The sequence below is a fragment of the bacterium genome (genome assembly GCA_030697645.1).
GTDB lineage: Bacteria > Patescibacteriota > Minisyncoccia > Phycocordibacterales > VMGT01 > JAUYPI01.
Map to the genome: position 1 here is coordinate 1 of JAUYPI010000004.1, position 23534 is coordinate 23534.

General features: G+C 56.8%; 22 protein-coding genes. 14 read left to right on the forward strand and 8 right to left on the reverse strand.

Annotated features, from left to right (window positions below; all coding sequences use genetic code 11):
* Both Q8R39_00735 and Q8R39_00740 read right to left on the reverse strand, forming a co-directional pair.
* Positions 1 to 462, reverse strand: a 462-nt coding sequence (locus Q8R39_00735) for a hypothetical protein (protein MDP3734936.1), incomplete at its 3' end; no start/stop codon positions are given.
* A gap of 179 nt (positions 463 to 641) precedes the next feature.
* The gene (locus Q8R39_00740) at positions 642 to 1019 is read right to left on the reverse strand and encodes a hypothetical protein (GenBank protein ID MDP3734937.1); all 378 of its coding nucleotides are present in this window, start codon (positions 1017 to 1019) and stop codon (positions 642 to 644) included.
* Between the two features lie 151 nt (positions 1020 to 1170).
* Between Q8R39_00740 and Q8R39_00745 the strand changes: the two genes are divergently transcribed.
* The 6 genes from Q8R39_00745 (at position 1171) to Q8R39_00770 (ending at position 8062) form a co-directional block, all read left to right on the forward strand.
* Complete coding sequence (locus Q8R39_00745; protein MDP3734938.1) at positions 1171 to 1881, forward strand: hypothetical protein; 711 nt, start codon at positions 1171 to 1173, stop codon at positions 1879 to 1881.
* Between the two features lie 33 nt (positions 1882 to 1914).
* Positions 1915 to 2199, forward strand: coding sequence for a hypothetical protein (locus tag Q8R39_00750; protein MDP3734939.1), 285 nt, complete (start codon positions 1915 to 1917; stop codon positions 2197 to 2199).
* Between the two features lie 146 nt (positions 2200 to 2345).
* Entirely contained in the window at positions 2346 to 4841 is a 2496-nt protein-coding gene (locus tag Q8R39_00755; GenBank protein MDP3734940.1) for a hypothetical protein, read from the forward strand.
* A 425-nt stretch (positions 4842 to 5266) separates the two neighbouring features.
* Positions 5267 to 5818 (forward strand): ribosome-recycling factor, encoded by a 552-nt coding sequence (locus tag Q8R39_00760; protein ID MDP3734941.1) that lies wholly within the window; start codon positions 5267 to 5269, stop codon positions 5816 to 5818.
* Between the two features lie 228 nt (positions 5819 to 6046).
* Positions 6047 to 7165, forward strand: a complete 1119-nt coding sequence (locus Q8R39_00765) for a site-2 protease family protein (GenBank protein ID MDP3734942.1) — start codon at positions 6047 to 6049, stop codon at positions 7163 to 7165.
* Positions 7166 to 7225: 60 nt separating this feature from the next.
* Positions 7226 to 8062 carry an endonuclease/exonuclease/phosphatase family protein gene (locus Q8R39_00770; protein MDP3734943.1) on the forward strand — a complete coding sequence of 279 codons (837 nt, stop codon included), beginning with the start codon at positions 7226 to 7228 and terminating at the stop codon, positions 8060 to 8062.
* A gap of 96 nt (positions 8063 to 8158) precedes the next feature.
* On the opposite strand, the gene Q8R39_00775 is transcribed toward Q8R39_00770, so the two are convergent.
* Positions 8159 to 8389, reverse strand: a complete 231-nt coding sequence (locus tag Q8R39_00775) for a hypothetical protein (GenBank protein ID MDP3734944.1) — start codon at positions 8387 to 8389, stop codon at positions 8159 to 8161.
* A 165-nt stretch (positions 8390 to 8554) separates the two neighbouring features.
* On the opposite strand from Q8R39_00775, the gene Q8R39_00780 reads away from it, so the two are divergent.
* Positions 8555 to 8863, forward strand: a complete 309-nt coding sequence (locus Q8R39_00780) for a hypothetical protein (protein MDP3734945.1) — start codon at positions 8555 to 8557, stop codon at positions 8861 to 8863.
* Positions 8860 to 9930, forward strand: coding sequence for a glycoside hydrolase family 15 protein (locus Q8R39_00785; GenBank protein MDP3734946.1), 1071 nt, complete (start codon positions 8860 to 8862; stop codon positions 9928 to 9930). Before Q8R39_00780 ends, Q8R39_00785 begins: the two co-directional genes overlap by 4 nt.
* 57 nt (positions 9931 to 9987) lie before the next feature.
* Here the strand turns inward: Q8R39_00785 and Q8R39_00790 are convergent, their stop codons facing one another.
* Positions 9988 to 11301, reverse strand: a complete 1314-nt coding sequence (locus Q8R39_00790) for a S1 RNA-binding domain-containing protein (GenBank protein MDP3734947.1) — start codon at positions 11299 to 11301, stop codon at positions 9988 to 9990.
* 793 nt (positions 11302 to 12094) lie between these two features.
* Positions 12095 to 13711 (reverse strand): tetratricopeptide repeat protein, encoded by a 1617-nt coding sequence (locus Q8R39_00795; protein MDP3734948.1) that lies wholly within the window; start codon positions 13709 to 13711, stop codon positions 12095 to 12097.
* Between the two features lie 132 nt (positions 13712 to 13843).
* Here Q8R39_00795 and Q8R39_00800 point away from each other — a divergent pair, with 132 nt between their 5' ends.
* Positions 13844 to 14239 (forward strand): hypothetical protein, encoded by a 396-nt coding sequence (locus tag Q8R39_00800; GenBank protein ID MDP3734949.1) that lies wholly within the window; start codon positions 13844 to 13846, stop codon positions 14237 to 14239.
* 142 nt (positions 14240 to 14381) lie between these two features.
* The gene (locus Q8R39_00805) at positions 14382 to 16958 is read left to right on the forward strand and encodes an AAA family ATPase (GenBank protein ID MDP3734950.1); all 2577 of its coding nucleotides are present in this window, start codon (positions 14382 to 14384) and stop codon (positions 16956 to 16958) included.
* 101 nt (positions 16959 to 17059) lie between these two features.
* Here the strand turns inward: Q8R39_00805 and Q8R39_00810 are convergent, their stop codons facing one another.
* Positions 17060 to 17482 (reverse strand): retropepsin-like aspartic protease, encoded by a 423-nt coding sequence (locus tag Q8R39_00810; protein ID MDP3734951.1) that lies wholly within the window; start codon positions 17480 to 17482, stop codon positions 17060 to 17062.
* On the reverse strand, positions 17479 to 17661 hold the full coding sequence (locus tag Q8R39_00815; GenBank protein ID MDP3734952.1) for a DUF5678 domain-containing protein: 183 nt from the start codon (positions 17659 to 17661) through the stop codon (positions 17479 to 17481). Before Q8R39_00815 ends, Q8R39_00810 begins: the two co-directional genes overlap by 4 nt.
* Positions 17662 to 17965: 304 nt before the next feature.
* On the opposite strand from Q8R39_00815, the gene Q8R39_00820 reads away from it, so the two are divergent.
* From Q8R39_00820 to Q8R39_00830, 3 genes are all read left to right on the forward strand, one after another.
* Complete coding sequence (locus Q8R39_00820) at positions 17966 to 18802, forward strand: amino acid--tRNA ligase-related protein (GenBank protein MDP3734953.1); 837 nt, start codon at positions 17966 to 17968, stop codon at positions 18800 to 18802.
* 144 nt (positions 18803 to 18946) lie between these two features.
* A complete protein-coding gene (locus Q8R39_00825; protein MDP3734954.1) occupies positions 18947 to 19276 on the forward strand; it encodes a hypothetical protein in 330 nt (109 codons plus the stop codon).
* Positions 19260 to 20012: a hypothetical protein gene (locus Q8R39_00830; GenBank protein ID MDP3734955.1), complete on the forward strand. Its 753-nt coding sequence runs from the start codon at positions 19260 to 19262 to the stop codon at positions 20010 to 20012. Before Q8R39_00825 ends, Q8R39_00830 begins: the two co-directional genes overlap by 17 nt.
* Positions 20013 to 20112: 100 nt before the next feature.
* Here the strand turns inward: Q8R39_00830 and miaA are convergent, their stop codons facing one another.
* Entirely contained in the window at positions 20113 to 21057 is a 945-nt protein-coding gene (gene miaA, locus Q8R39_00835; protein ID MDP3734956.1) for a tRNA (adenosine(37)-N6)-dimethylallyltransferase MiaA, read from the reverse strand.
* Positions 21058 to 21247: 190 nt separating this feature from the next.
* On the opposite strand from miaA, the gene Q8R39_00840 reads away from it, so the two are divergent.
* Positions 21248 to 23455 carry an O-antigen ligase family protein gene (locus Q8R39_00840; GenBank protein MDP3734957.1) on the forward strand — a complete coding sequence of 736 codons (2208 nt, stop codon included), beginning with the start codon at positions 21248 to 21250 and terminating at the stop codon, positions 23453 to 23455.
* Positions 23456 to 23534: the final 79 nt, after the last annotated feature.

Genomic DNA, 23534 nt, shown 5'->3' on the forward strand with positions numbered 1-23534 from the left:
CGCGCCACTAATATTACCAGTACAGATAGACCCATAGGAGTAAATACTGCTTCCGGCTGCAACCCTCTCTCCAGACAAATCGTAAAATACATTGCGCCCACTGCCTGCTGCCGAGGTCCAGATACCTCCTGTGACATCAAGATTCGTCCCCGGCACCGTCGTCCCAATGCCGACGTTGCCGGTTGCATTTTCGACGACGAGGCCAAAGGTGCCGATCGGTAGTGTCTCACGCAGGAGACCGAAGACGGTGCCTGCGCCGTTTGCGGAGAAGGCACCAGCGCCAACGCCGCCTCGGAAGAGACGGAACCTTGCCGCAGTTTGGAGTTCCCCAACTTTGATTTGGTTATTCGCGCCGATGTTGATCGGCGAGGGGGCGTTGTTTCCCGGCGGCGGCTCGGACGGGCCGACCCAGGCGGCTCTCACGCTCTCGGGGAGCGCGAGAGAGTAAAATGAAAAAATCAAAATGGAAAATGACAATGTAAAATGTAAAATGTGCCGCATAGCCGTTGCTCACCTTTTGCCTTTTAAGGTGAGGATGCTTGACGCAAGGGTTTTTGCAATTTCTACACACTCGTTGCGCAGCCACGCTATTTGCCCCCTGTCACCCTTGCCTGTGTCGCGGGGCAGTGTGAGCAAAACTTTTAGTCTGGATCCTGAAGCGACGGGAGTGGTTTTATGATTTCCCCACCAGTGGTCTGCGTCGTTTGTGGCATTTGGACAGGTTTTGTTTTTTGCGAAGCCTCTTGGCTGGAGTTCTGCGATGAGGAGGTTGCGCTTTGACCGCTAGCGTACGATGATCCACCTTCAGGGTCTGCAAGCGAGGGAAGGGCGAGCGGCTCGGTGTCCTCGTAGACGTTTGGTCTCGGCACGCGCTTTTCCGGTGTTCGTCGGCCCTGAGGATTGGTTGCATCAAAACCGCCCTCTTGCGGCGCGTTCTCAATCAGGAGGTAGGTGACAATACTCCCGCCTATAATCACCACCGTGGCAATGATGACGATGGTGAGGGGTGAGCCCTTCATGGCGTATTCATTATATTCTCTTTGGTGAGGAGAAGGCGAGCGGCGGGGTGTGGATAAGACATGCTATACTCCTATCATAAGAAATAGGACTTACGCGTTTGAGCGACGAAGGCAACAAAGAAATGCGCCAAACGCGTAAGTCCTAAGAAATATGGTCTTCGATCTTGAGTCACATCATGCCTATATTCTTGAAGGCGTGTTTGAAGCTCTACGCGAGCCGCTGGTGCGGCGTCTTGAAGAGGCGTTTGGTTTGAGCGCGGCGGGGAACCCCGATTTTTTTATTCTCGAGCATGCAGTGTTCGGCATTGACGAGGCACGGGAACTTGCCGAGCGCGCGTCGCGTCGGCCGGTCGCGGGCGGGCGGCAGGTATTTGTGATCGGCGTCTCGGGGCTCACGCGCGAGGCGCAGAACGCGCTCCTCAAACTTTTTGAAGAGCCTGGCGTTGGAACACATTTTTTCTTGGTTGTTCCGACGGCAGAGGTGCTCTTGCCGACGCTCCGCTCCCGCGCCGCCCTGTTTGACGCGCGCGAGATCGGCGCGGCAGCTTCCGATGCGTACGCCGATGAAATCCCGCCCGAGGCGTTCCTTGAGTCCTTGCCCGGGCGACGTCTCGAGATACTGAAATCACTCATTACCGCAAAAGACGCACCCTGTGCCGCCCGATTTCTCGCGAGTATCGAGCGTGCGCTTCACGCGCGCTCCGGCGAGATGATCACCCACGAAAACGTCTTTTATTTTGAAACCCTTGCGCGCTGCCGTAGCTACCTCCGCGACCGCTCGCCGTCGGTGAAAATGATTCTCGAGTACATCGTAGCCGTGCTGCCGCGTTATGAAACGCATGCTGTGGATAACTCGCTCTAGCAAGCGTACCTTCGTACGTTCTATACTATACACATGGAACAAGCAGCGTTGAAAAATTTTTTGGTGCTTACTGGTATTGGGGTCGGCGCATTAGTCATTGGCACCGTCGGCGGCTATCTTCTGGGCGTCGGGCAGGGGAGGCAGGTGCTGCTTGCGGAGCAAGCAGCAGAGCGTGAGAAGGCCGCAGCAGAGGCTGAAGCAGCGCTCGTCGAGGCGGCGAACCCCTTTGCGGCCGAGAACCAGGCTGCGGCAAATCCCTTTGAGGGAGCGTATCAGAATCCTTTTGAGGCCGGGACAGTGAATCCGTTTGCACAGTAGCAGTTACGAAATCCGAACTGGACATTTGACCATTGACATTTGACTTCGAACGACTGTCGCAGTCGTCAAAGGTCAAATGTTACATGTCAAATGTCATGATTCTGATTTCGAGCTTCGTACTTGTGTTGCATCGGATATTGAACATGATGAACCACAGAACGCGTATTTTTTTGCGTGCGGGGTCACCCGTATTCCTCCTCTTTTTTGCGTTGTCCGTTGGCGCGCAGAATCCCTTTGACGCGCTGCAATTTCCGATCGCCGGGCTTGGCGACTGCGCCTCGGTTGAGGGATGCAAGCTCTATTGTGATGAGCCGGAGAACGCTCGCGCCTGCAGTGAGTGGGCGCGGGCGAATGGTTTTGGATCTGGCGGTCGTCGGGAGGACGGTGATCAAGAGCGCAGTGGCGAGGCAGGAGGGGATGAAGAACGTATCGAACACGCACGAGAGACGCTCGAGCGGACGACTGGTCCCGGCGGCTGCAGCAGCCCCGAGGAGTGCGATGTGTATTGTTCAGAAGAGGCGCACCACGATGAGTGCCGTGCATTTGCGCGCGAGCACGGTTTTGATACGCACGAGGAGGAACGGATCGGGCCTGGCGGCTGCCATTCCGAAGATGAGTGTCAGTCGTACTGTCGTAACCCTGAACACACGAGAGAGTGCGTTGCATTTGGCCTTAAAAACGGCAACTTGAGCCCGGAGGAGGCGGCGCGAATACTTTCACAGATTGAACGCGCGCATACGATTGGTGCTGAAGCGCGAAATCGCGCTCGAGAGGCAGGCGAGCGCGTGCAAGGCGAAGTGGGCGAGCGTATCCGCGGCAAGATTGAGCGGTTTGATGAGAGACGTGGGCGCGGCCCGCGCGGCCCTCGGATCGAGGTGCGCGAGCCGAAGATTGACGAGGAGAAGGCGCGGCAAATCCTCGAGACCGAAGGGGGACCCGGCGGCTGCAGCACGTTTGATGCGTGCGAGCAATTTTGTAATGCTCCCGAGAACGGCGAGACGTGCATGCAATTTGCGCTCGAGCATGATCTCATCGCGGGCGACGAGGCCGCGCGGATGCGGCGGCTCATGGATTCAACAGGCCCCGGGGGATGTCGCGGAAGGGCATGCGAGCAGTATTGTGAAGCGCCAGGCCACGAGCTTGAGTGTATTGAGCACGCGGAGGGACTCGGTTTGATTGATCCCACGGAGGCAGAGCGCGTTCGTGGCTTCATGCGCCGCGGCGAAGAGCGCGGGCTCGGCTGCCGCGGCCGCGAGTGCGAGCGCTATTGCGAAGACCCGGCGCATCGCGACCAGTGCTTCGAGGCGTTTAAGGATCTCATCCCCGAGGAGGAGCGGGCGCACATTGAAAAGTTCAAAGCAATTGAAGCACGCGTCGAGTCAGCGGGTGGACCCGGCGGGTGCAGAGCAGAGGAAGAATGCCATCAGTATTGCTCCGACTCCGCGCATTTTGACGAGTGTGCCGCGTTTGCCGTCGAGGCGGGGCTCTTCTCTCCCGAGGATGCGGAAAAGATGCTGAAGCAATTTATTAATGTCGAGAATTTTCGAGGTGGTGGGCCGGAGGGTGTCACGGCCCCGCCGGGATTTGAGGGTTTCGGCGAGCTCGGCGAGCCACCGCCGTTTGAGCATTTTGAAGATTTTGAACTGCCGGAGGGCGTGCCCCCGGAAGCACGGGAGCAGTTCAAGGCGCAGTTTGAGCAGGGGTTTCAAGGTGAATACCGGCAGCGGTTTGAAGAAGAGTTCCGGGCGCGTGCCGGACGCTTTGGGGAGTTTCGGCAACAGTTTGGCGGGGAAGGCGGCGAGCACGGGCAGTTTCCCGGTGGATTCGGAGCACCGCAGGGTGGAATGCCTCCGGGTGGTTTCGGCGGGGGTTCTGGCGAGGGCGGTTTTCAAGGATTTCCGCAGCAGGGAGGTGAGACGAGCGTGCAACGGACAAGCGGCGGCATCTCGCACATCAGTCTGAAGACAAACGACTCCGGTCTCTTCACGCTTCGCATCGAGGACTCGGACGGTATCGCGAGCTTTGCGCTCGATCCCGCCGAGGGCTCACGCTACGGCGGGGATGTGCCGAACTGCCCGCGTCGGCATGAATCAACCACCGTGCGCCTCAGCGGCTCGTTCCCGTACACGCTTACTTACACCGACTGCGCGGGGAACACCACTGAACGCACGCTCTCGCAGAACGAAGCGTACGGCACTCCAACTGCGCCGCCCCAGGGATCGTTGCCGGGAGCGGGCACTGTACCAGTCCAGCCCCCGGGAGTTGGGGGAATTCCGCAAGGGTTTGACCCGCGTTCGGTCGGCCTCCCCGAAGGCTTCCAGTTCGACGGGAGCAACATCCCGCCGGAGTTCCTCACAGACGAACTCCGCGCGCAGATTGAAGAGATGCGACGCCGTGAGACCGAGAACCAATACCACGAGCAGTACCAACAACAATCTGATCAACAGTATCAGCAGCAGTATAATCAGCAGTACCAACAACAATACGACCAGCAGCAACAAAATTTCACACCGCCGGAATATCAGTACCCCCCACCCGAGGGCACCGAGCAGCACATAGACTCCACAGCCCCAACCGGCTTTTTCCTCTCCCGCATGATCGCGAACGCCGCGCGGGCGTTCCTGGAGTTGTTGGGAAGGTAGAGGGTAGAGAGTAGAAACATTGTCCCGCCGCAGAGACCAAGTCTCTGCGGCGGGGGTTTGCGTTTGGCGCTATGCCGTCATAATAACAATGCGGCCGCATTGTTATTATGACGATGAGTTTTGCGGCGAGTGAGGGTGCTAAGGCCCCATCCATAAATAAGTTCCTCTAATTCGTGCTGAATAGCATGGCCTGATGCAGCTTGGCGCGGAATGAGCGAATCCAAGCCGTATCGAGATACGGTGAGGATTTCGCGATTGAGCACGAGCCGCATAAGGGCGTGCAGTGAGTGCGAGATGGGGAAATTATTTATGGATGGGGGCCTAAGTTGGCAGTTGTTGCGGTTCGTAGTTGCCGTGGGAGTAGTGGCGATTTTCTTTTGCAGTTGTGTCTGCGTTTTTATTTGGTATGATGGTGGCACTGGAGTATGTCGTACGATTTCAAAGAACTTAAAGATAGTCTTCGCGAGGCGGAGGAGTGGCTGGTGCGCGAGTTTGGGGGGATACGCACGGGGCGGGCGGCGCCGGCGCTGCTTGACTCGGTGATTGTCGAGGCCTATGGTGCAAAAATGTCGCTTCGCGACCTTGCGAGCACGACCACCGAGGACGCACGGACGCTCTGCGTTGCGCCGTATGATGTTTCTACCGTGAGAGCGATCGAGCGTGCTATTAGAGCAGCAAACCTTGGCGTCTCGGTGATCGCGGACGAGCGCGGCGTGCGCGTTGCGTTTCCGGAGCTCACCGCGGAGCGCCGCACGCTCCTCATGAAACTCTCGCGCGGGAAGCTTGAGGAGGCGCGCATTCGTTCTCGCAGTGCGCGCGACAGCGCCTGGAGCGACATACAGAAGCGGGAGCGAGACGGCGAGATGGGCGAGGACGATAAGTTCCGCGCGAAGGAGGAGATGGAGAAGCTGGTGCAAGAGGGCAACCGCGCGCTGGAGGCGTGTTTCGGGAAGAAGGAGAGGGAAATCGGCACGTGAGACAAGAGCCACGTGTTAGAACCCAAAGCGCAAAGTTGACTCGAAAATGTCACATGCAAAAATTTACAATTTTCAATTTTGCAATTTTCAAATAATTTTCAATGTGTCAATGACTCAATGACGACGACGTCGTTCGTGTTTGAAAATTGCTTCATTGAAAAATTGATTGAAAATTGAAAATTTTGTTGGCATCTGGCATTCACTTGGAAGTTTTCTTTTTCAGTCTCCATGAGTATTGTTATTTTTTTAGTTATTCTCGCCGTCCTGATCCTCGTCCACGAGTTCGGGCATTTTTTGCTTGCGAAGCAAGCGGGGATTCGTGTGGATGAGTTTGGCCTCGGCTTTCCGCCGCGTCTCTTTGGTCGAAGGAAGGGCGAGACCATGTACTCGATCAATGCGATTCCGTTTGGCGGTTTTGTGAAAATTTTTGGCGAGGACCCTTCTGAGGAGGCGCGGAACGGCCCGGATGCCGCGCGAAGTTTTATTAACCGCCCGAGGGCGACGCAGGCGGCGGTGCTCGGTGCCGGTGTCGTGTTCAATCTCCTTTTCGCGTGGCTTCTCCTCACGGCGGCATTTACTTCCGGAATGCCTGCATCAGTCGGGTTCGCTGAGGGATTGCCGGTCACGAACGAGCGCGTCATAATTACGAGCGTGCTCCCTGGCTCGAGCGCGGAGCGCGCGGGACTCGAGAGCGGCGACATCATTCGTGCGGTTGACGCCAAGGACGGCGTCGTTGGCGCGGTGAGCGTCGAGGCCATACAGCAGTTTATTGCCGCGCGTGGCGGGGAGCCACTTCTTCTTACCTACGAGCGCGACGGAGCAGTCGAGCAGGCGTCGGTGACACCGGCAGTTTTAGCGTTTGAGACGCTCGAGGCGAGTGGAGCTGCCGCTCGACCAGTTATCGGCATCACGATGGACATGATCGGCGAGGTGGCGCTGCCGCTCCACCTCGCAGCAGTTGCGAGCGGCCGTCTTTCCTTTGAGCTTCCGGGGCGCATCGCGGTCGGCCTCGGCGAGCTTATCGCCGGGGCAATTCGCGGCACCGCGGACTTCTCCGAAGTCGCCGGGCCGGTCGGGATCGTGGGGCTCGTTGGCGAGGCGGCTCAGTTTGGGTTCGTCTCGCTCCTCTCATTCACCGCTTTCATATCGCTCAATCTCGCGGTGATCAACCTTCTGCCGTTCCCGGCGCTCGACGGCGGGCGGCTGCTTTTTGTCGGGATCGAGGCGCTGAAGCGCAGCCCCATCAGCCCGCGGATCGCGAACACTGCGAACACCGTGGGCTTCGTCCTTCTTATCCTCCTCATGCTCGCGGTGACGTACAACGACGTCGTGCGCTTGCTACACTGACGCAAACGTGCTATTTTTGAGCGCGGTTTGAACATCCACATATACTTAAGGGGTACGGGAATGGGACTCACCGTTCTTTCGCTCAATGTTTGGAACGGCAGACGACACGATGAGCTTCTGGAGTATCTCTCTCGGCAGAGCGCCGAAGTGGACATCTTTTGTTTGCAGGAGATGTCTAGTACCGATACGGTCATTGCCGCAGACCGGACCGATCAAAGTGTGAATCTCTTGCAAGATTTTCGGGCTGCACTTGCAAACTTTGAAGGTTATTTTGCACCAGTCTGTCAGCTCCTCGGCGTCGCCGCCGACGGGATCCACGTCGAGTTTGCATTTCAGGTTGGTCTTGCGATGTTTATCCGGCGCACGCTCCCACTACTCTCGCCACCCGAGAATGTATTTGTATTTGGCGAGTATAACAAGCCGGTGCGGATGGAGAACAAATACCGGACACAGCTTCGGCCGCACCCGTTTATACTCGCTCCGCCACGTACCCTGCAATATGTGGCGGTCGAGTACGGCGGCGAGCCGTATCTCGTGTATAACTTTCACGGTCTGTGGAACGGGGGGCCGAAAGTCGACACGGACGAGCGGCTCAAGCAGAGTCAGCGCATACGCGAACTACTCGAGCACCACCGGTCCTATAAAAAAATTTTCGTCGGCGATTTTAATCTCAATCTGGAGACCGTGAGCCTTGAGATGATCGAGGAGGCGGGAGGGTTCCGCAATCTCGTGTTCGAGTATGGCATTGGGACGACGAGGAGTGTATTGTACCTGGAGCGCGATCGAAGTCCCTTTGCGGATTATGCGCTTGTAAGCGAAGACGTGCGTGTCACGTCGTTTGAAGTGCCGAAGGTTGCCGTATCCGACCACCTTCCGCTCATCGTTCATATCGAGTGAACGACGGTAGCCTGACCTTGAGTACCCCGCCATTGCTATGGCGGGGTACAAGTTTTTTCGCGCACGTGGACATGGTATAGTTGCTGTATGAGTGAGTCACCCGAAGGGACGGCAGCGCAGCGTGTCGAATCGCCACGCGAGCAACTGGAACGTGAAGCGGCGCGAACTCTCGGAGAAGAATATCGCGCGCTCATCGCGCGCGCGGACGAGCGCGTGCGCGCGGAGCCAGTGTTTCGGCGTGTCGAGGCGCGAGAGCCGGTATAATTCCTCGTCCCACTCTCCACTTTCTACCCTCCACTCTCTATCGTACCAATAGACCTCTTGCATAACCCGCTCCTGCTACAATTTCTGATTTTTGGCTGCGACTTCGTCGAGTTTCGCAAAATGATTCTCGTCGTACAACAAGTACGCCGTCGAATCATTTTGCTCACTCTCCTCGTCTCGCTCAAAAATTAGAAATCTCGCGACGAAGCGGGTTATGCAAGAAGTCTAATGAAATCCTACCCGATCAAAAACGAACTCGACTTTCTTATCGCGCGCGCAGAGAGCGAGCGTTCGGAGATGCAGACGCTGCTCGATACTTCTCGCCGCGATGGCGATTATTGGAGAGAGAAGGCTACAGCGAAGCTCGCGACGTTTCTCGGCCTTGAGGTGCAATTTCTCTCGCGCCTTGCCGAGCTCGAGAGCGATTATCCCGAACTGGCCGCCGCCATCGAGGAGCGTAAGCGCTACCTCGCGGCTCTCGTAAGCGAGGCGCGGGCGATGTACGCCGCCTGGCAGGGTGCCGCGGAACAGACATGAGTGAGATCACCGATACCACACATACCAAAACAGAGATCGCCGCGCATCTCGGTATTCTCCGCTCCCTCGAGACGCCGAGCGGGCTGTTTTTCGCCTCGGCAAAAGGGGTCTCGACTGGCTACGACAAGGCGTGGCTTCGCGACAACTTTTACACCTCGCTTGCGTTTGAGGCAGCCGAGGAATGGGAGACCGTCGCGCGATGCTCTCGCGCGGTGCTCGATATTTTCCTCAAACACGAAGAGAAGATCAGCTGGGCGGCTCGTGAGCGGCCGCACGCAAGCTACCAGTACATCCATGCGCGCTACCACCCCGAGACATTCGAGGAATTTTGGGATGAATGGGGGAATAAGCAAAATGACGCGGTTGGAGCCGTGCTTTTTAAGCTCGGCGACCTCAAGCGGCAGGGAAGAGGTGTCGTCGCGACTGCAGATGACCGGCGCATCGTACAGAAGCTCGTAGACTACCTTGTATCGATCGAGTATTGGCACGATCCGGACAACGGTATGTGGGAGGAGCAGGAGGAGGTGCATGCGTCCTCAATCGGCGCTTGCGTCGCGGGACTCCGCAAAGTGCGCGAGGCGTTTCCGTTCATCACGGTGCCACAGGGTACGATCGAGCGCGGCGGGGAGGCGCTGCGCGCGCTTCTTCCGCGCGAATCCGCGAGTAAGTTTTGCGATCTTGCGCTACTCTCGCTTTTCTACCCGTATAATCTCCTTGAAGGCGCTGTGGCGGACGAAATCCTCAACAACCTCGAGTACCACCTTTCGCGCGAGCGCGGCGTGGTTCGTTACAAGACCGACCGCTACTATAATAAGAATGCCGATGGATGGAGCGAGGAGGCGGAGTGGACGATGGGTTTTCCGTGGCTTGCGATTGTACACGCGCGTCGCGGCGCGCGAGAGCGCGCCGCCGAGTATCTCGACCGTGCGCGAGCCGTCCTCACGACGAACGGCATGCTCCCGGAGCTCTACCACTCAAACGCAACGACACCAAATGAAAACATTCCCCTTGCATGGGCAGAGAGCCTTTTCGTGGCCGCGCTCATCGAATGTGCACGCCTGCGATAAAATCGGATTTTTAGGTAACTCACGGGCGCTTAGAATCCGGTTCGCCCGCTTTAGATCTTACGCCGATTCCTTTGATGCCGTTTCTATGAGCGCCTGCGTGTAGGAGAGTGCCATGCGCTGCTCGGAAGGATCGAAGTGTGTGATCAGGAAGGGGTACGATTTCCCCAACTCAAGCGTGGCGTGCAGCTCCGATTCCGATCCGCCGAATTCGGAGATGTGCACGAGCCCCGCGATGCCCTCCTCGATGCTTGCGAGCGCGCCGTGGCGGTTGTACTTAATGATGACGCCCTGAACCCGCTCGCCGCGGTGGTAGCGCGTGCCAGCCTCTTTCCACGGATTGGGCTTCAGCGCTTTCATGGAGAGCGAGATTTTGTCATCCTTTATGTCGATGATTTTTACGCGCACCCGATCGCCCGTCGATACAAACGCCCGTGGGTTGTCGACGAGTCCCCAGTCGATCTCGGAGAGATGGACGAGCCCTTCGAGGCTGTCTTCGAGCTTCACAAATGCGCCGAAGTCAACCGTGCCAGTTACCTCGCCGTCGAGCTCATCGCCGACGTTATATTTGTCGACGAGCGCTTGCTTCTCTCGGTGGACGCCATACTTCTCGGTAAAGATAAGTTTGCCTTCCTTTGGCAGTACCGAGAGGACGGAGACTAAGATGTGCTCGCCGACGAGCGCGCGGAGCGCCTCGAGAATCTGGTCCTTGTCGCCGCCTGCAACGTGTGGATAATGCTCGGCCGTGAGCTGCGAGGCGGGAAGAAATCCTGAAACCCCCTGCCACTCGAGAATGAGGCCGCCCTTATTTGCGTCTTTGACCACAAGCTCGATTGTTGTACGTGCGCGCGCGAGACGTTCCGCCTCGCTCCAGACGAGCGCTTGTCGTGCTTCCTTCAGGGAGAGTTCGATATAACCGTCCTCGTTTTCCGATGCCACGACCTTGGCGGCAATCTCATCGCCGATATTGACTTTGCGCAGAAGGTCGCGCGCGCTCTGATATTCGCGGCCGTAGATCGTGCCGGTGCCGAACGGCGAGAGATCGACGTAGACTGCCATGCGACCGATCGCAACTACGTTGCCGTGGACGAGGTCTCCACCGACGGGCGGTGTCCCGGCGCGCAGAATGAGGGCCGCCATCGGGCTTTCGTGTTTTTTCGGGAGGCGTTTCGCGCTCCGCTCTGGCCGTACGCGTTCGGTGGCCTCTTCCGTCGACGACTCGTCTGTCCCGCCGAGGGAGGCGTCGGGCGCTTCGAGAACGTGTGGCCGATACCCCTGTTCACCCGCTTCGGTGCTCTCGTCGTGCGGCAGAAGAGTGAAGTCAGCTCTCGTATCGCGCTGGGGTTCGGTACCCCCAGTAGGTTTCTGATCCATGATAAACACTTTGGCTAATAATGTGCCTTTTTGGACCCCGGCCTTGAGTTGCGTTGAGGCGGGGAGGCTTTCTAAAACAATATCGATGAGTATACCGGAATGTTCGTTGAGGCGCAAACATAAGCGCTACGACATTTGACCTGTAACATTTGACCATTGACCGTCAATAAGAATGTCCGTGCCCCCATTTCGTATTTGAAATGGTCGTGAAAAAAGAAATCCTGCCGTTCGGCTTATGTGCCTACTTGGCAGGATGCGAGGATGAGGATTACCCTCCGTAACGTCCGCGTCCGCTATACAAAAAATTTAATCAAACGCCTAATATATAGCGAAAATATAGCCAATAATGGGAAGTATATAAAAAGCAGCGCCGGTACCGGGTCTGACCATGGTCGGCGACTGATCTCTTCCCAGAAATTTGGCGAGTTCGGACACGTAAGCTTAAGCACCTCAGGCAGGATCGCATTAATCGGGTCTAACCATGTACACATAGTAACCTCCTCAAGAACCTATCTCACCTTGCTTTACTGTTCTTACGTTTATATACTACATAGTGAGATTAAAATCAAAGTAGATACATGTAGTGCGTCGAGTATGAAGAAAGTATTTTTTATCGCTTTCCTCGGCAGCCGCTCTCGTGTAGCCGCCGAAGCCTAAGCAATGTACGCGGGTCTTGCCGAGTATTTTACCTCGCAGAGCGGCGGAGGGGGATGCTCACCCGGGGCCGAGAAGCAAGGGAAGTGTTGAGCTTTGGGCGCGCTCCACACATAGCGCGCGGAGCGTAGGAGAGACCTCACTTTTTTTGTGGCATATACTGGCGCACTTGCTCGTATAGCGTCTGAACTCCTGTGTCCTGCGGTATCCGCTCGCGCAGAGCCGCAACGATTTTTAGTGCGCCGGCCGTGTCACCATGCGAGAGCAGCAGCGCTGCCAGGTTGCGGTACGCGTAATGAAACAACGGGTCCACGGAAATGGCCTGTCTGTATAGGCCAGCCGCTTCTTGGTCGCGCCCGCGATCGCGAATGAGATTTCCCAGGTTGTGGTATGGTGCCGGTTGAGACGGATCGGCTTCCATTGCCCGTCGTAGATAGTATTCGGTTGCTTTTTCGTCGCCGCGCGCGGCGTAGATGTTGGCGAGGTTATTCAGTACGCGGGCATTGTCAGGTACGTATGAGATGATCTGAAGATAGAACTGCTCAGGGCTCCCCCAGAGGATCGTGCGCCTCACGGTTTGCACATTAAAGAATCCGACGTAGGCCACGCCGAGCGCACACACAAGGTACGCGAGGGCGCGCCTGCGGACGTATAGCCAGTCATAGAGACGGATGCCGTACACGGCGACGATCGCAGCGAAACCGAGGAGTGACAGGTAGAGCCAGTGTTCGTATATGAGCGCATTGATGGGCGCGATGATGCCAGACGATGGCACGAGAGGCAGAAGGAACATCGCCGCCCCGAAGAACCACAGCCGCCTGCCACGGAGCGAGTCCCGCCAGATCAACGCGGCGAGTGAGAGGAGCAGCGCCGAGCCGCCTGCCACCGACCAGTACCACGGCGTAGTCAGCACCGGGATAGTTCGTTCCATGTGCAGATCAAGCGGGACGATTGTTAATCGTAGATAGGTCCAGAGCGCCTGGAGGAACGTCCACGTGCGAACCGTTATATGCTCGGTGTATACGTTGGCGTACTGATACCAATTGAGCGTGTTTTGGAAATCGAGGATGGTGAGCCGCAGGAGCGTGTAGGTCGCGGCAATGGCGACGAACGGCCACGTCGCCTTAAGTGCTTTCCCGAAAGCTCGCGAGAGAGGTTCAGCCCGGTACAGAGAGGCTAGCAACACGACGACCATATAGCCCGGCAATAACACCGCTGTCTCGCGCGAGAGCGTGGCGAGCACGGCACAGGGCAGTGCCCAGTAGCGAAAACGATCGGTACGCAGCCACAGGAGAATGGCAGACAGCATAAAGAAAACCGAGAGCGGGTCGCCTCTGCCAGCAATGTAGGCGATGGCCTCGGTTTGGAGTGGGTGCACGAGCCACAGGAGAGCGGCGAGGGCGGCTTGCCGTCTGTTTTTCAAGAGGGCGTCGAGTAGCAGGAAGATCAGGACGGCATTGGCGATGTGCAGGCCGTTTGAGACAAGGTGGTACCCCCAGGGTGTTCGGCCGCCGAGCGCCCAGTTGATCGCAAAGGAGAGCATGAGCACCGGACGGTAGTAGTTCGACCGTGCGCCGACTCCAGCAAGCACATCGTGGCTGAATAGGAACTTCGCATGAGACCAGGAAAGTTCATGTACGGCCGGATTGTTCACGATCCAGTCGTCATCATCCCAGAATAGCGGGTTGTTCATGGTGGGCGCGTACAGTGCTGTCCCAACGAGGATGAGAATGAGGATGATGTGCCAGCGCTGCATATTGATACCAGTGTACGTTCTCCTACGCCGCAAGAAAACTCCCCCTCGTAGCGTAGGAGTTTTCTTGCGGGTAGTTTGCAAATATGGCCTTCCGCGCTCCCGTTTCGCGTTTGCGCGTGATAGTATTATTGCATGAGCGAATTGCTTCTTGTGCTCCCTTCATATCTTACCTGGCACTATTCGCGCTCTCCTCGGGAGTATGCTTACCTGTGGGCGCGGATGCTCTGGTTTGTCGTGCATGTATTCTCGATGCCGTTTCTTCTCGCGACGCTCTTTTCGCCGTGGCGGCGGCTCGATGAAAAGTATCCGCGACAGCTCGATCTTGGCGCGTGGGGCGAAGTGCTGGTCGTGAATCTTCTCATGCGCCTCGTCGGCTTTGTGGTGCGTATGGCCGTCTTTACGTTCGGCGTGCTCGCGCTCGTTTTTGTTTTGCTCGGCGGCGCCGTCGGTTTTATCGTCTGGCTCGCTGCGCCAGCCTTGGTGCCGGTGTTTGCTGTTATCGGGACATGGATGCTTGTTGTGGGATAATCCATTAGAGTTCGACATCCTGAAGCTTTCCATCATCTGCGTGCGACGAATTTCCAATTTCCAAGCAAGTTCCAATTTCCAAATTTTCAAATCTAAAACACGACAGACCGCGGCGTTACTTTTTAATCCGCGTTCGACTTTCATGCTCCCTACACATCTCGCCCTCGCCATTCGTTCTTTAGTCCCGGTGCTCCGCACTGAGCGTGTGATTTCGCACGCGCGGCGAAGAGCAGTACGTCATTTTTCTGTTGCGATTTTTTGCGTTGCGCTGGTGCTTGTCGGTGTCGGAATCCTGCTCGCGACACTTCGGGTGCGGTTTCCTTCCATGGTTCCTGCGCTTGGAGCACGTCAGGTGTTTTTTTTAGTTTATGCCGGAGCGCTGCCTCGTCTTATCGGCCTTGGCCTCATCGCGGCCGCGCTCTCGCTCACGCTTGTGATGCTCGAGGCGTTTTACTACTCCCATTATTTTCGCGCGCGCGGAGCACTCGGCGCTACAAGCGACGCCAAGGGCGCAGGTGATGAGGTGACGGCAGAACCACGGATCACGTTCGAGGCCGCCGAGTCGCTTTATGATGTGTACGCGCGCGGAGAGCTCCTCGCGCGCTCGTTCCTCGCCTCGCGCCACGGCACCGAGGTATTAAGGCGCCTTGAGCTCGCGAGCGAAAATATCGCTGCGCTCGCCGCGGCGGCTGGCACGAAAGACGCTGCTCTATCGTCTGAGAGCACGCCCGAGGAGGATACGAGCGCTGTGCCGCAAGAATTCACGCTGCGCTCCGTTGCCGAACAGTTTGTCTGGGCTGACGAGGGCGTTCGCATCGGGCTCCTCTCGCACGAAATTACGAACGAGCTTTTTCTCGGCGCTGCGGCGTGGGTCGCGGAGCGCCGAGAGCGAGCGCACGAGCGGGAGCGGTGGTGGTCGCTTGAGCGGCTCAAGGCGGTGGGCGTTGTCGGTGACGTATGGTCTTATGGCGGCGCGTACCGTCTGCGCCGGTTTGCAAAGTCGATTTCGCACGCAGTAATTAGTGACCTCACGTCGTATGGCACGGCGGAAGCGCACGCGCTCGAGAGCGTCCTCTCAAGGACGAGTGAGGCGAATGCGCTTCTCGTCGGCGACGATACAATCGGGATCGATGTGATCCTCTCCCGCCTTGCTGCGCGTATCGCCTCAGGCGAGGTGGCGGAGGCGCTGCGGCATAGCGAATTCTTTTCACTTGATCTTGCAGCGCTCCTTGCCGCGACGGGATCAAAGGCGGCCTTTGAAGGCGAGTGCGTGCGCGTTTTTGAGGATGCTGTCGCTGCAGGTAACATTACACTTGTCATCCCCTCGCTCCCACAGGCGCTCGTGAGCATGCAGAAGCTCGGTGTGGATTTTCTTGAGCTTATTGATCCGTATCTTCGCGGGAGCAGCATTCATGTCGTCGCGACCGCGCATCGCGGCGCGTTCCACAAAAGCATGGGAGCGGAGCAGCGTCTCGCCGAGCGTTTTGAGGAGGTTGAGATTGAGCCTGCGGACTCGAGCGTACTCGCGTCGCTCTTGCTTGCCCGCGCCGAGGAGCTTGAGCGGCGTCGTGGCGTCTTCTTCTCATTTCCGACGATTTTTGCCACTGCGGAGAGTGCGCGGCAGTATTTCCCCTATGGCTCGCCTCTCGACAACGCGTTTGACCTCCTCGATGAGCTTGCGGCACGCCCCGTTAGAAGCATCGAGGGTGCTTCTAACGGGGCACGCGCGGCAGGCGAGCGCGAGAGCCGCCTCATCCGCCGCGCCGACCTCGACGCGCTCGTTAAAGAGAAGACCGGCATTCCTGTGGGCGAGATGGGAGCTCGCGAGCGGGAGCGGCTCCTCTCGCTCGAGAAGCTGCTCGGCCGCCGCGTTCTGGGACAGCCTGAGGCTCTGCGCGCCGTTGCCGAGGCTCTGCGTCGCGCACGAGCAGGGCTTACGAAGGGCGAGAAGCCCATGGGGTCATTCCTCTTCCTTGGCCCCACCGGAGTCGGGAAGACCGAGACATCGAAGGCGCTCGCGGCTGCACTCTTTGAAGACGAAAAGCGCCTCTCGCGCCTCGACATGTCCGAGTTTAATACCGCAGATGCGGTGGAACGTCTGATCGGCTCACCCGACGGCGCAGAGTCAGGGGCCCTCGCGACGATCCTCCGCGATCAGCCCTATGGGGTGCTTCTCCTCGATGAGTTTGAGAAAATGCATCCGAACGCGCTCAATATTTTTCTCTCAGTGCTCGACGAGGGCTTTTTTACCGACGGCGCGGGGAGGAAGGTTTCGGCGCAAAACGTGATCATAATCGCGACATCGAACGCAGGGAGTGATTTTATTTTTGAGGCAGTCGAACGTGGAGAGGATCCATCCACACGCACGGATGAGCTCGTAAGTAAACTCATTGAGCAGAGGATCTTCAAACCCGAACTTCTGAACCGCTTCGACGGCGTCATCGTCTTCCGCCCGCTCGGCCCCGAGGAGCTCCGCGGCATCGCGCGGATTCTTCTTGCGGGTCTCGCGCGCGAGCTTACCGAGAAAGGCGTGACTCTTGAGATCACAGAAGAAATCGTCGCGTTCCTCGCAGAGAAAGGTTTTGACCCTAAATTCGGTGCCCGCCCCATGCGCCGCGCGCTTCAAGAGCACATTGAGGAACCCATCGCCCGCAAGCTAATCGCCGGAGAGCTCCGTCCAGGCACCACGCTTCTTCTGACACCGGAGACGCTCCGGTGACAGTAAATTTTGAAGCAACAGCTTTTTTTTAGCACGCATCCACCCCTCGCGGGGTGGGCGCTCACATTTTTTCAATGGCTTATGACGCCTACAGCGAGAGATTAGACTCTAAGCGGCTTATCGGAGAAATGCGTGCGGTGCTTTGAAGAGAAGTACGTCTCAAGTGTCTCCATAAACAAGTGTCTACCCAAGAGAGGCGGCACTTCATTGCGATCAATGAATCCAACAGGGACCGTCCTCTCGAAGTCGCCGAGCTGCGCATCTATCTTCGGCAAGAAGTACACTTTTTCAGTGCCGCCAATGCCCGACGTGTAGAAAATTTTACAGTCATGCTCAACGTTTACTCCCAGATGTTCCGCCATATACCGCGGGAGCAGCGTATAGTCTGCTCCGGAATCTACGATCATCCACACCTCACGCCACAGATCGGCATTTCGTGCTCGAAAAAAGACCTGCGCAACAGGTCTCCATACGTCGCCGAGAACAGGCGAGTGCGATTTCTCAAACGGAAACTCTACAGTCATAAGATGAGCGTGTCGGCATCGGGAATATACGTTACCGCTGCAGTTTCATGTGGATATTTTTTGTCAGCATCGCGCAGAATCTTTGCAGCACCGTCCCCCGTTTTCGCGGTCAGTATCTTGTTCGCCACGACGATAACGTGCTTGCCTCTGTAGCGCGGACTACTCAAGACTTTGTGCATTATTCGGGCATGTGCGCTTTTTGTATTTTTTCTTCTCATGCTCGCAGCGTATACTTCGTGGCATGCGAAGTCAACACACCATAAACTGACTTCAAGGTTTTGAGGCGGAGCTGTGGATAACTTTGTTTGCCTTTTTTACGCGCGTGCCGTATCTTTACTTCAATTTGTGTATCGTATGGTCGATGAAAACACAACAAGAGTAGAGTGGAGGCGCAGTCGTCTCGACGAAGACGTAGTGCTCGCTGTTTTCTAAACCCCCTTTTCGGGGGTCTTTTTTTATCAACAATAAAGTTTCTATTACACCATGATCAATAACTACATCGCGACGAAAGACATCGTTCTCTATAGCAGCGCGGTTAGGTCGCTGCGGCGCTTCTTTCTTAACAAAAATTTTGTTGAAGTGCACACACAGGATCGTTTGAGCATCCTTGCCGCGTGCGAGGATCCGACTACGGTCGCCACCTTTGAGTATGCAGGCGAGCGCTGGCCACTGCCGCAAACAGGCCAGATGTGGCTCGAGTATGAGCTTTTGAAAAACCCGGCGCTGCCAGGCGTTTTTTGTGTGAGTACGAGCTATCGAGCCGAGAAGAACCCCGTGCCGGGCAGGCACGAGATCATCTTCCCTATGTTTGAGTTTGAATCTCGAGGTGGTATTGACGATCTCCGAGAGCTTGAGGTTGAGCTCTGCGAGCACCTCGGGTTCGGCTTGCGAGAGAGCTTCGTTCATCAATCATACGAGGCCGCTACAGCGCACTACGGCACGGACGATATCACGAGCAGGGAAGAGCTTCGCATTGCGGACGATTTCGGGCCGGTGTTTTTCCTTGGGCAGTTTCCGGTCCGTACCTCGCCGTTCTGGAACATGCGTAAAGACGGCGACTACGCCCGCAAGATAGACGTTATTCTTCACGGTATGGAGACGATAGGTTCGGCAGAGCGGAGTTCTGATTCAGCGGAGATGCGTGAGCAGTTTTACGCCATAAGCGGCGGGCGGTACGCGGGGTTGCTTCATGAAAAATTCGGCCGCGAGCGCGTGGAGCGCGAATTTGATGGCTTTCTGTCATTTAATTTCTTCCCTCGCTTCGGCGGCGGCATCGGCATGACCCGGCTTATTCGTGCACTGAAGATGCAAGAGCGCTAAAGAAAACATCCTCAGGCGCTTGAGCATGCACGATACTTTTGTTACCCTTATTTACACAAAGGTGGGCAAAAGCCAGACGGTTATGTTTGGCACAGAGGTCGGCCCTTTGCAACAATAATTAAAAATCAAAAAAATCGTGATCCTATGACTATAAATTGGAAAATCTGGGCGCCGCTCGGTATCATCGTGTTGGTAGCGCTTGTCGCAATCGGCTTCTCGAAGTCCGAAGTGCCTCAAGCGCCCGTTACTGGAGAACCGCGGCAAGCGCCGGTTGTGAGAGAAGAAAGCCAAGCACAACCGGCTGCGATCGCACCAGCTACCGGCAATGTTGATGACGCGGTGAACGCAATCCTTGCGAGCATTTCCGACGATCAGTCCCTCTTTGCGGAGGCGGAAAAAGACGCCGCATTGATTGACGCTGATAGTCAAGCGATCAGTGATTTTGGTCAATCCTATAATGAAAAAGACATCTAAGAAATTCTTTATTGGTGCTCTTGCAGCGGCAACGGTGATAAATCTTTTTTCGCCTATCCCGCTATTTGCTCAAACAACTCCGACTGCTGCAGGATTTTGTACAAGAATTGCTGAAGTCGCTTCGCGGCTTGACCAACGAATCGCTGATCGGGAAGGACAAATTTCAGCACGGCGCCAAGAACGATCAGACAACCTTGCGAAGCGAAGGAGTGAGAGAGATGCGCGGATGTCGGAAAATCGCGCTCGGCGGGATGTAAACCGCGAGGAGCACTACGCTCAATTAGAAGCGCGAGCAACCACCGATGCGCAAAAGCAGGCGGTTGCGGCGTTTAAGAGTGCAGTTGAAGCGGCGATAAGCGCGCGCAAAACCGCCGTTGACGCGGCAATAAGTTCATTTAAGCAGGGTGTTGATTCAGCGATTGCATCGCGGAAATTAGGGATGGACGCGGCAATAAGCGCATTCAAGAGCGCACGAATTGTGGCCGCTGATAAGGCAAAAGCGGATTGTGCGGCTGGTGTTGCCCCCCGAACAGCACGCGAGACATTCCGAATGAGCATGCGGGCGGCACGGGATAAATTTAAGAGCGACGTACAGGCAACCGAGAAGTTAAGAGATTCTGTTGAATCGCTTCACGTCAGCCGAAGACAGGCGGTGGAGAAAGCGTTTGACGACTTCAAGGCGGCAATGGAAAAAGCGCGCACCGATCTAAAAGCTGCGCTTCAAACCGCCCCGTGAGGTCTCTGGGTCTCATATGTAAGAGGTCTATTAGATCGAAAACGTACAAATCATGACTCGGCGCAAGCCGAGTCATGATTGTATGTGTTACGCCGGGTACTTACTCGTGCTCAATCCGGATTCGATCTGTCCTTGTCGTTTTTTGATGCACGAATCTGTCCACAGTTTGCTCTATGTTTGACCGTTCCACAACGGGGAGCCAAAGGATGTTTTGGTTTCGTTTGAACCAGGTTTTTTGGCGGCGGGCGTATTGCCAGATTTTTTGTTCGAGTATGCGCTCGAGTTCGTTGCGTGTGAGCATGCCACGTATGAATCGAGAGACATAGCGGTACTCGAGCCCGAATGAGTCGAGCCGCTGCCATGAGAGCTTGTCTTTCTCGTGCAAGCGCGCGACCTCGGCGATGAGGCCGCGCCGCAGGCGCACTTTGAGGCGCACGGCAATGCGCCCGCGAAGCTCATTGTCGGGGAGTGCGAGGCCGATATAGAGCACGTCGTACTTTTCGCGCGATTGAATCTTCGGGACGCTCCCGAGCGCGCGCGCGATCTCAATCGCGCGGATGAGGCGACGTTGATTGTGCGGCTCGATTGTTTTTGCGCGTCGGGGGTCGAGCCGCACGAGCTCCTCGAGGAGCTCGTGCGGCGAGCGTTTCCCGAGCTCTCGTCGCAGCGCCGGGTCCGCGGGTACGTCGGGGAGGAGTGTGTCTCCGAGAAGCGCATCAATGTAGAACCCGGTGCCGCCGACGATAACAGGGAGCTTGCCGCGGCGGATGATACCCTGAATCGCGCGCTCCGCGTGCCGCGCGTACTGCGCCGCGCTCCACTGCCTCCTCGGCGAGGCGACGTCGAGCAGGTGGTGTGGGATGCCCCGCATCTCGCGCGCCGTTACCTTTCCCGTGCCAATATCGAGCCCGCGGTAAATCTGCCGTGAGTCCGCAGATACAACCTCGCCGCGAAAGAGCCGCGCGAGCTCGACCGCAAGCGCGCTCTTGCCCACCGCCGTCGGGCCGACAATGACCACAATTTTGTGCTTTTGCTTTGTAATCATGGACGAGGTATAGTGTATAAAATCTTAAATTTCCAAATTCCAAAAAACAAGCTCCAAACAAATCACAATACTCAAAATCCAATCTCCAAACACGACGTGCGTGTTTGAGATTTGGTGCATTGGAATTTGAAATTTGTTTGGAACTTGTTGGTTGGAAATTGGAGCTTATTTGGAACTTGGAAATTCGATTATGCTACTCAACAAAACCCTCCGTTTGATAGCGCTCGCCGGAATTTTCCTCCTGCCGCTCATTCCGATCTACGTTGCGCGGAGTATGTTTTTTCCGTTCATCACCGGGAAAAATTTTGCGTTTCGTATCATCGTCGAAATTGTGTTTGCCGCATGGCTCCTGCTCTGCGTCCGCGACCGCGCGTATCGTCCACGACGCTCGACCATTCTCTCTGTGCTCGCGGTTCTCCTCGGTATCATTCTCATTACCGACTTTACCGGCGTCAATCTCTTCCAGAGCCTCTGGAGCAACTTTGAGCGCATGGAGGGTCTTTTTACGCTCCTCCACCTCGGCGCCTACTTTCTCGTCGCGGGATCGCTCCTCACAACGGAAAAACTTTGGAAACGCTTCTGGCACGTCTCGCTTTTCGTCAGCGCCTATCTCGGGTTCTACGGTCTGCTCCAGCTTGCAGGCGTGAAGGAGATCAATCAGGGCGGCGCGCGGCTTGACGCGACACTCGGCAACGCCACCTATTTTGCAATCTACATGGTCTTTCACGCATTTATCGCCGCCTTCTATTCTCTGCGTCAGAGCAGCGGCAAACTTCTGAAAGGGCTCTACGGGCTCTTAATCGCGCTCCAGCTCTATACGCTCTATCATACGGCCACTCGTGGCGCACTTCTCGGGTTCCTCGGCGGTGCGCTCCTCGCGACAGTGTTAATCGCGATTTTTGGGCGGGAGCACCGCGTGCTGCGGCGCGCTTCGCTCGGTGTACTCGCTGGCCTGCTCATTCTCATCGGCGCGTTTTTTGCCCTGCGGAATAGCGACTTCGTGCGCCAGAGCGAAGTGCTCGGGCGTTTCGCCTCGCTCTCGCTCTCCGAGGGCCGGGTGCGCTTCTATGTGTGGAACATGGGACTTCAGGGCTTCAAGGAACGGCCGCTCCTCGGCTGGGGGCAGGGCAATTTCGATGTGGTGTTCAATAAATACTACGATCCGCGGATGTATACGCAGGAGCCGTGGTTCGACCGCGCGCATGACATCGTCTTTGACTGGCTGATCACCGCCGGCGTCTTCGGCCTCCTTGGCTACTTTGCCCTTTTTGCCGCAACGCTCACGCTCCTCTGGAGAGACCGGGCCGGTGTATTCTCCGTCGTGGATAAATCACTCCTCACCGGCCTCCTCGCCGCCTATCTGTTCCACAACATTTTCGTCTTCGATAATATCACGAGCTACCTGCTTTTCTTTAGCGTGCTTGCGTTCATCCACTCGCGGGAGAGTAGCAATGCTCGCCCGCTGTTTGCCGAGCGCGATCAAGCGCGGCTCGCTCCGCGCGGTGGCAGCGCCGGAGTTCTTCCTGCGGACCGTATCGCGATCCCCCTCGTTCTGATTGGACTCGTTGTTGTGCTCTATGCGCTGAATATCAAGGGCATCAACGCCTCACGTCTTCTCATACAGGCGATTTCTCCGCAGGAGAAGGGCGTCACCGAGAATCTCGCGCTCTTCCGCCGCGCGATCGCCGCAAGCCCGATCGGCCGGATGGAAGCGCGCGAGCAGCTCGTCCAATTCGCGCTCGAGGCAGCAGGGGCGGAGAAGATACCGCCGGAGCTTAAGGAGGAGATCGCACGCACCGCAGAGCAAGAGATGCTCGCGATGCTCGAGACGATACCGCGCTCCGCGCGCCACCGCTTTTTCCTCGGCGTGTTTTACCGCCGCTTGGGCCGTCACGAGGATGCCGTGAAGATGCTTACCGAGGCGCTCGAACTCTCGGAGCACAAGCAGCAGCTCCGGTTCGAGCTCGGCCTCACGCACCTCGATGCAAGCGAGTTTGACAAGGCGCTTGCGGTGCTGAAGACCGCCTACGAGGATGCGCCGGAGTACTCGGAGGCGCTTATGCTCTACGGGCTCACGGCAATCTATAGCGGAGAGCTCGAGCTCGCCGACGAGGTTTTCACTAAACGGTTCGGTTCGCCGATCCTCGATGACAATCGCGTGCTCAAGGCCTATTTTGACACGGGCAATCACGATCGAGTCGTCGCGATCTGGCAGAAGCGCGTCGAGCAGGATCCGGAGAACGCGCAGCTCCACGCCTCGCTTGGCGTATCATACGCCCAAATCGGCGACCGTCAGGCTGCAATCGCCGAGATCGAGCATGCGATCAAGCTGCGGCCGGATCAAAAAGACAGGGGTGAGGAGCTCATCCGCCAAATCCGCTCCGGCAAGGTGCCGTAAAAAAATAGAGGGAATCGCCCACGTCTTACAATTTCACGCTCGAGCTTCGGTGTTTGGAAATGGTGTCGCCTCGCTTACG

Bases quoted from the DNA above. Each gene is read 5' to 3' on its own strand.
- Q8R39_00740 (MDP3734937.1), bottom strand. From the start codon at position 1,019: ATGAAGGGCTCACCCCTCACCATCGTCATCATTGCCACGGTGGTGATT.
- Q8R39_00745 (MDP3734938.1), top strand. From the start codon at position 1,171: ATGGTCTTCGATCTTGAGTCACATCATGCCTATATTCTTGAAGGCGTG.
- Q8R39_00750 (MDP3734939.1), top strand. From the start codon at position 1,915: ATGGAACAAGCAGCGTTGAAAAATTTTTTGGTGCTTACTGGTATTGGG.
- Q8R39_00755 (MDP3734940.1), top strand. From the start codon at position 2,346: ATGAACCACAGAACGCGTATTTTTTTGCGTGCGGGGTCACCCGTATTC.
- Q8R39_00760 (MDP3734941.1), top strand. From the start codon at position 5,267: ATGTCGTACGATTTCAAAGAACTTAAAGATAGTCTTCGCGAGGCGGAG.
- Q8R39_00765 (MDP3734942.1), top strand. From the start codon at position 6,047: ATGAGTATTGTTATTTTTTTAGTTATTCTCGCCGTCCTGATCCTCGTC.
- Q8R39_00770 (MDP3734943.1), top strand. From the start codon at position 7,226: ATGGGACTCACCGTTCTTTCGCTCAATGTTTGGAACGGCAGACGACAC.
- Q8R39_00775 (MDP3734944.1), bottom strand. From the start codon at position 8,389: ATGCAAGAGGTCTATTGGTACGATAGAGAGTGGAGGGTAGAAAGTGGA.
- Q8R39_00780 (MDP3734945.1), top strand. From the start codon at position 8,555: ATGAAATCCTACCCGATCAAAAACGAACTCGACTTTCTTATCGCGCGC.
- Q8R39_00785 (MDP3734946.1), top strand. From the start codon at position 8,860: ATGAGTGAGATCACCGATACCACACATACCAAAACAGAGATCGCCGCG.
- Q8R39_00790 (MDP3734947.1), bottom strand. From the start codon at position 11,301: ATGGATCAGAAACCTACTGGGGGTACCGAACCCCAGCGCGATACGAGA.
- Q8R39_00795 (MDP3734948.1), bottom strand. From the start codon at position 13,711: ATGCAGCGCTGGCACATCATCCTCATTCTCATCCTCGTTGGGACAGCA.
- Q8R39_00800 (MDP3734949.1), top strand. From the start codon at position 13,844: ATGAGCGAATTGCTTCTTGTGCTCCCTTCATATCTTACCTGGCACTAT.
- Q8R39_00805 (MDP3734950.1), top strand. From the start codon at position 14,382: ATGCTCCCTACACATCTCGCCCTCGCCATTCGTTCTTTAGTCCCGGTG.
- Q8R39_00810 (MDP3734951.1), bottom strand. From the start codon at position 17,482: ATGACTGTAGAGTTTCCGTTTGAGAAATCGCACTCGCCTGTTCTCGGC.
- Q8R39_00815 (MDP3734952.1), bottom strand. From the start codon at position 17,661: ATGCACAAAGTCTTGAGTAGTCCGCGCTACAGAGGCAAGCACGTTATC.
- Q8R39_00820 (MDP3734953.1), top strand. From the start codon at position 17,966: ATGATCAATAACTACATCGCGACGAAAGACATCGTTCTCTATAGCAGC.
- Q8R39_00825 (MDP3734954.1), top strand. From the start codon at position 18,947: ATGACTATAAATTGGAAAATCTGGGCGCCGCTCGGTATCATCGTGTTG.
- Q8R39_00830 (MDP3734955.1), top strand. From the start codon at position 19,260: ATGAAAAAGACATCTAAGAAATTCTTTATTGGTGCTCTTGCAGCGGCA.
- miaA (MDP3734956.1), bottom strand. From the start codon at position 21,057: ATGATTACAAAGCAAAAGCACAAAATTGTGGTCATTGTCGGCCCGACG.
- Q8R39_00840 (MDP3734957.1), top strand. From the start codon at position 21,248: ATGCTACTCAACAAAACCCTCCGTTTGATAGCGCTCGCCGGAATTTTC.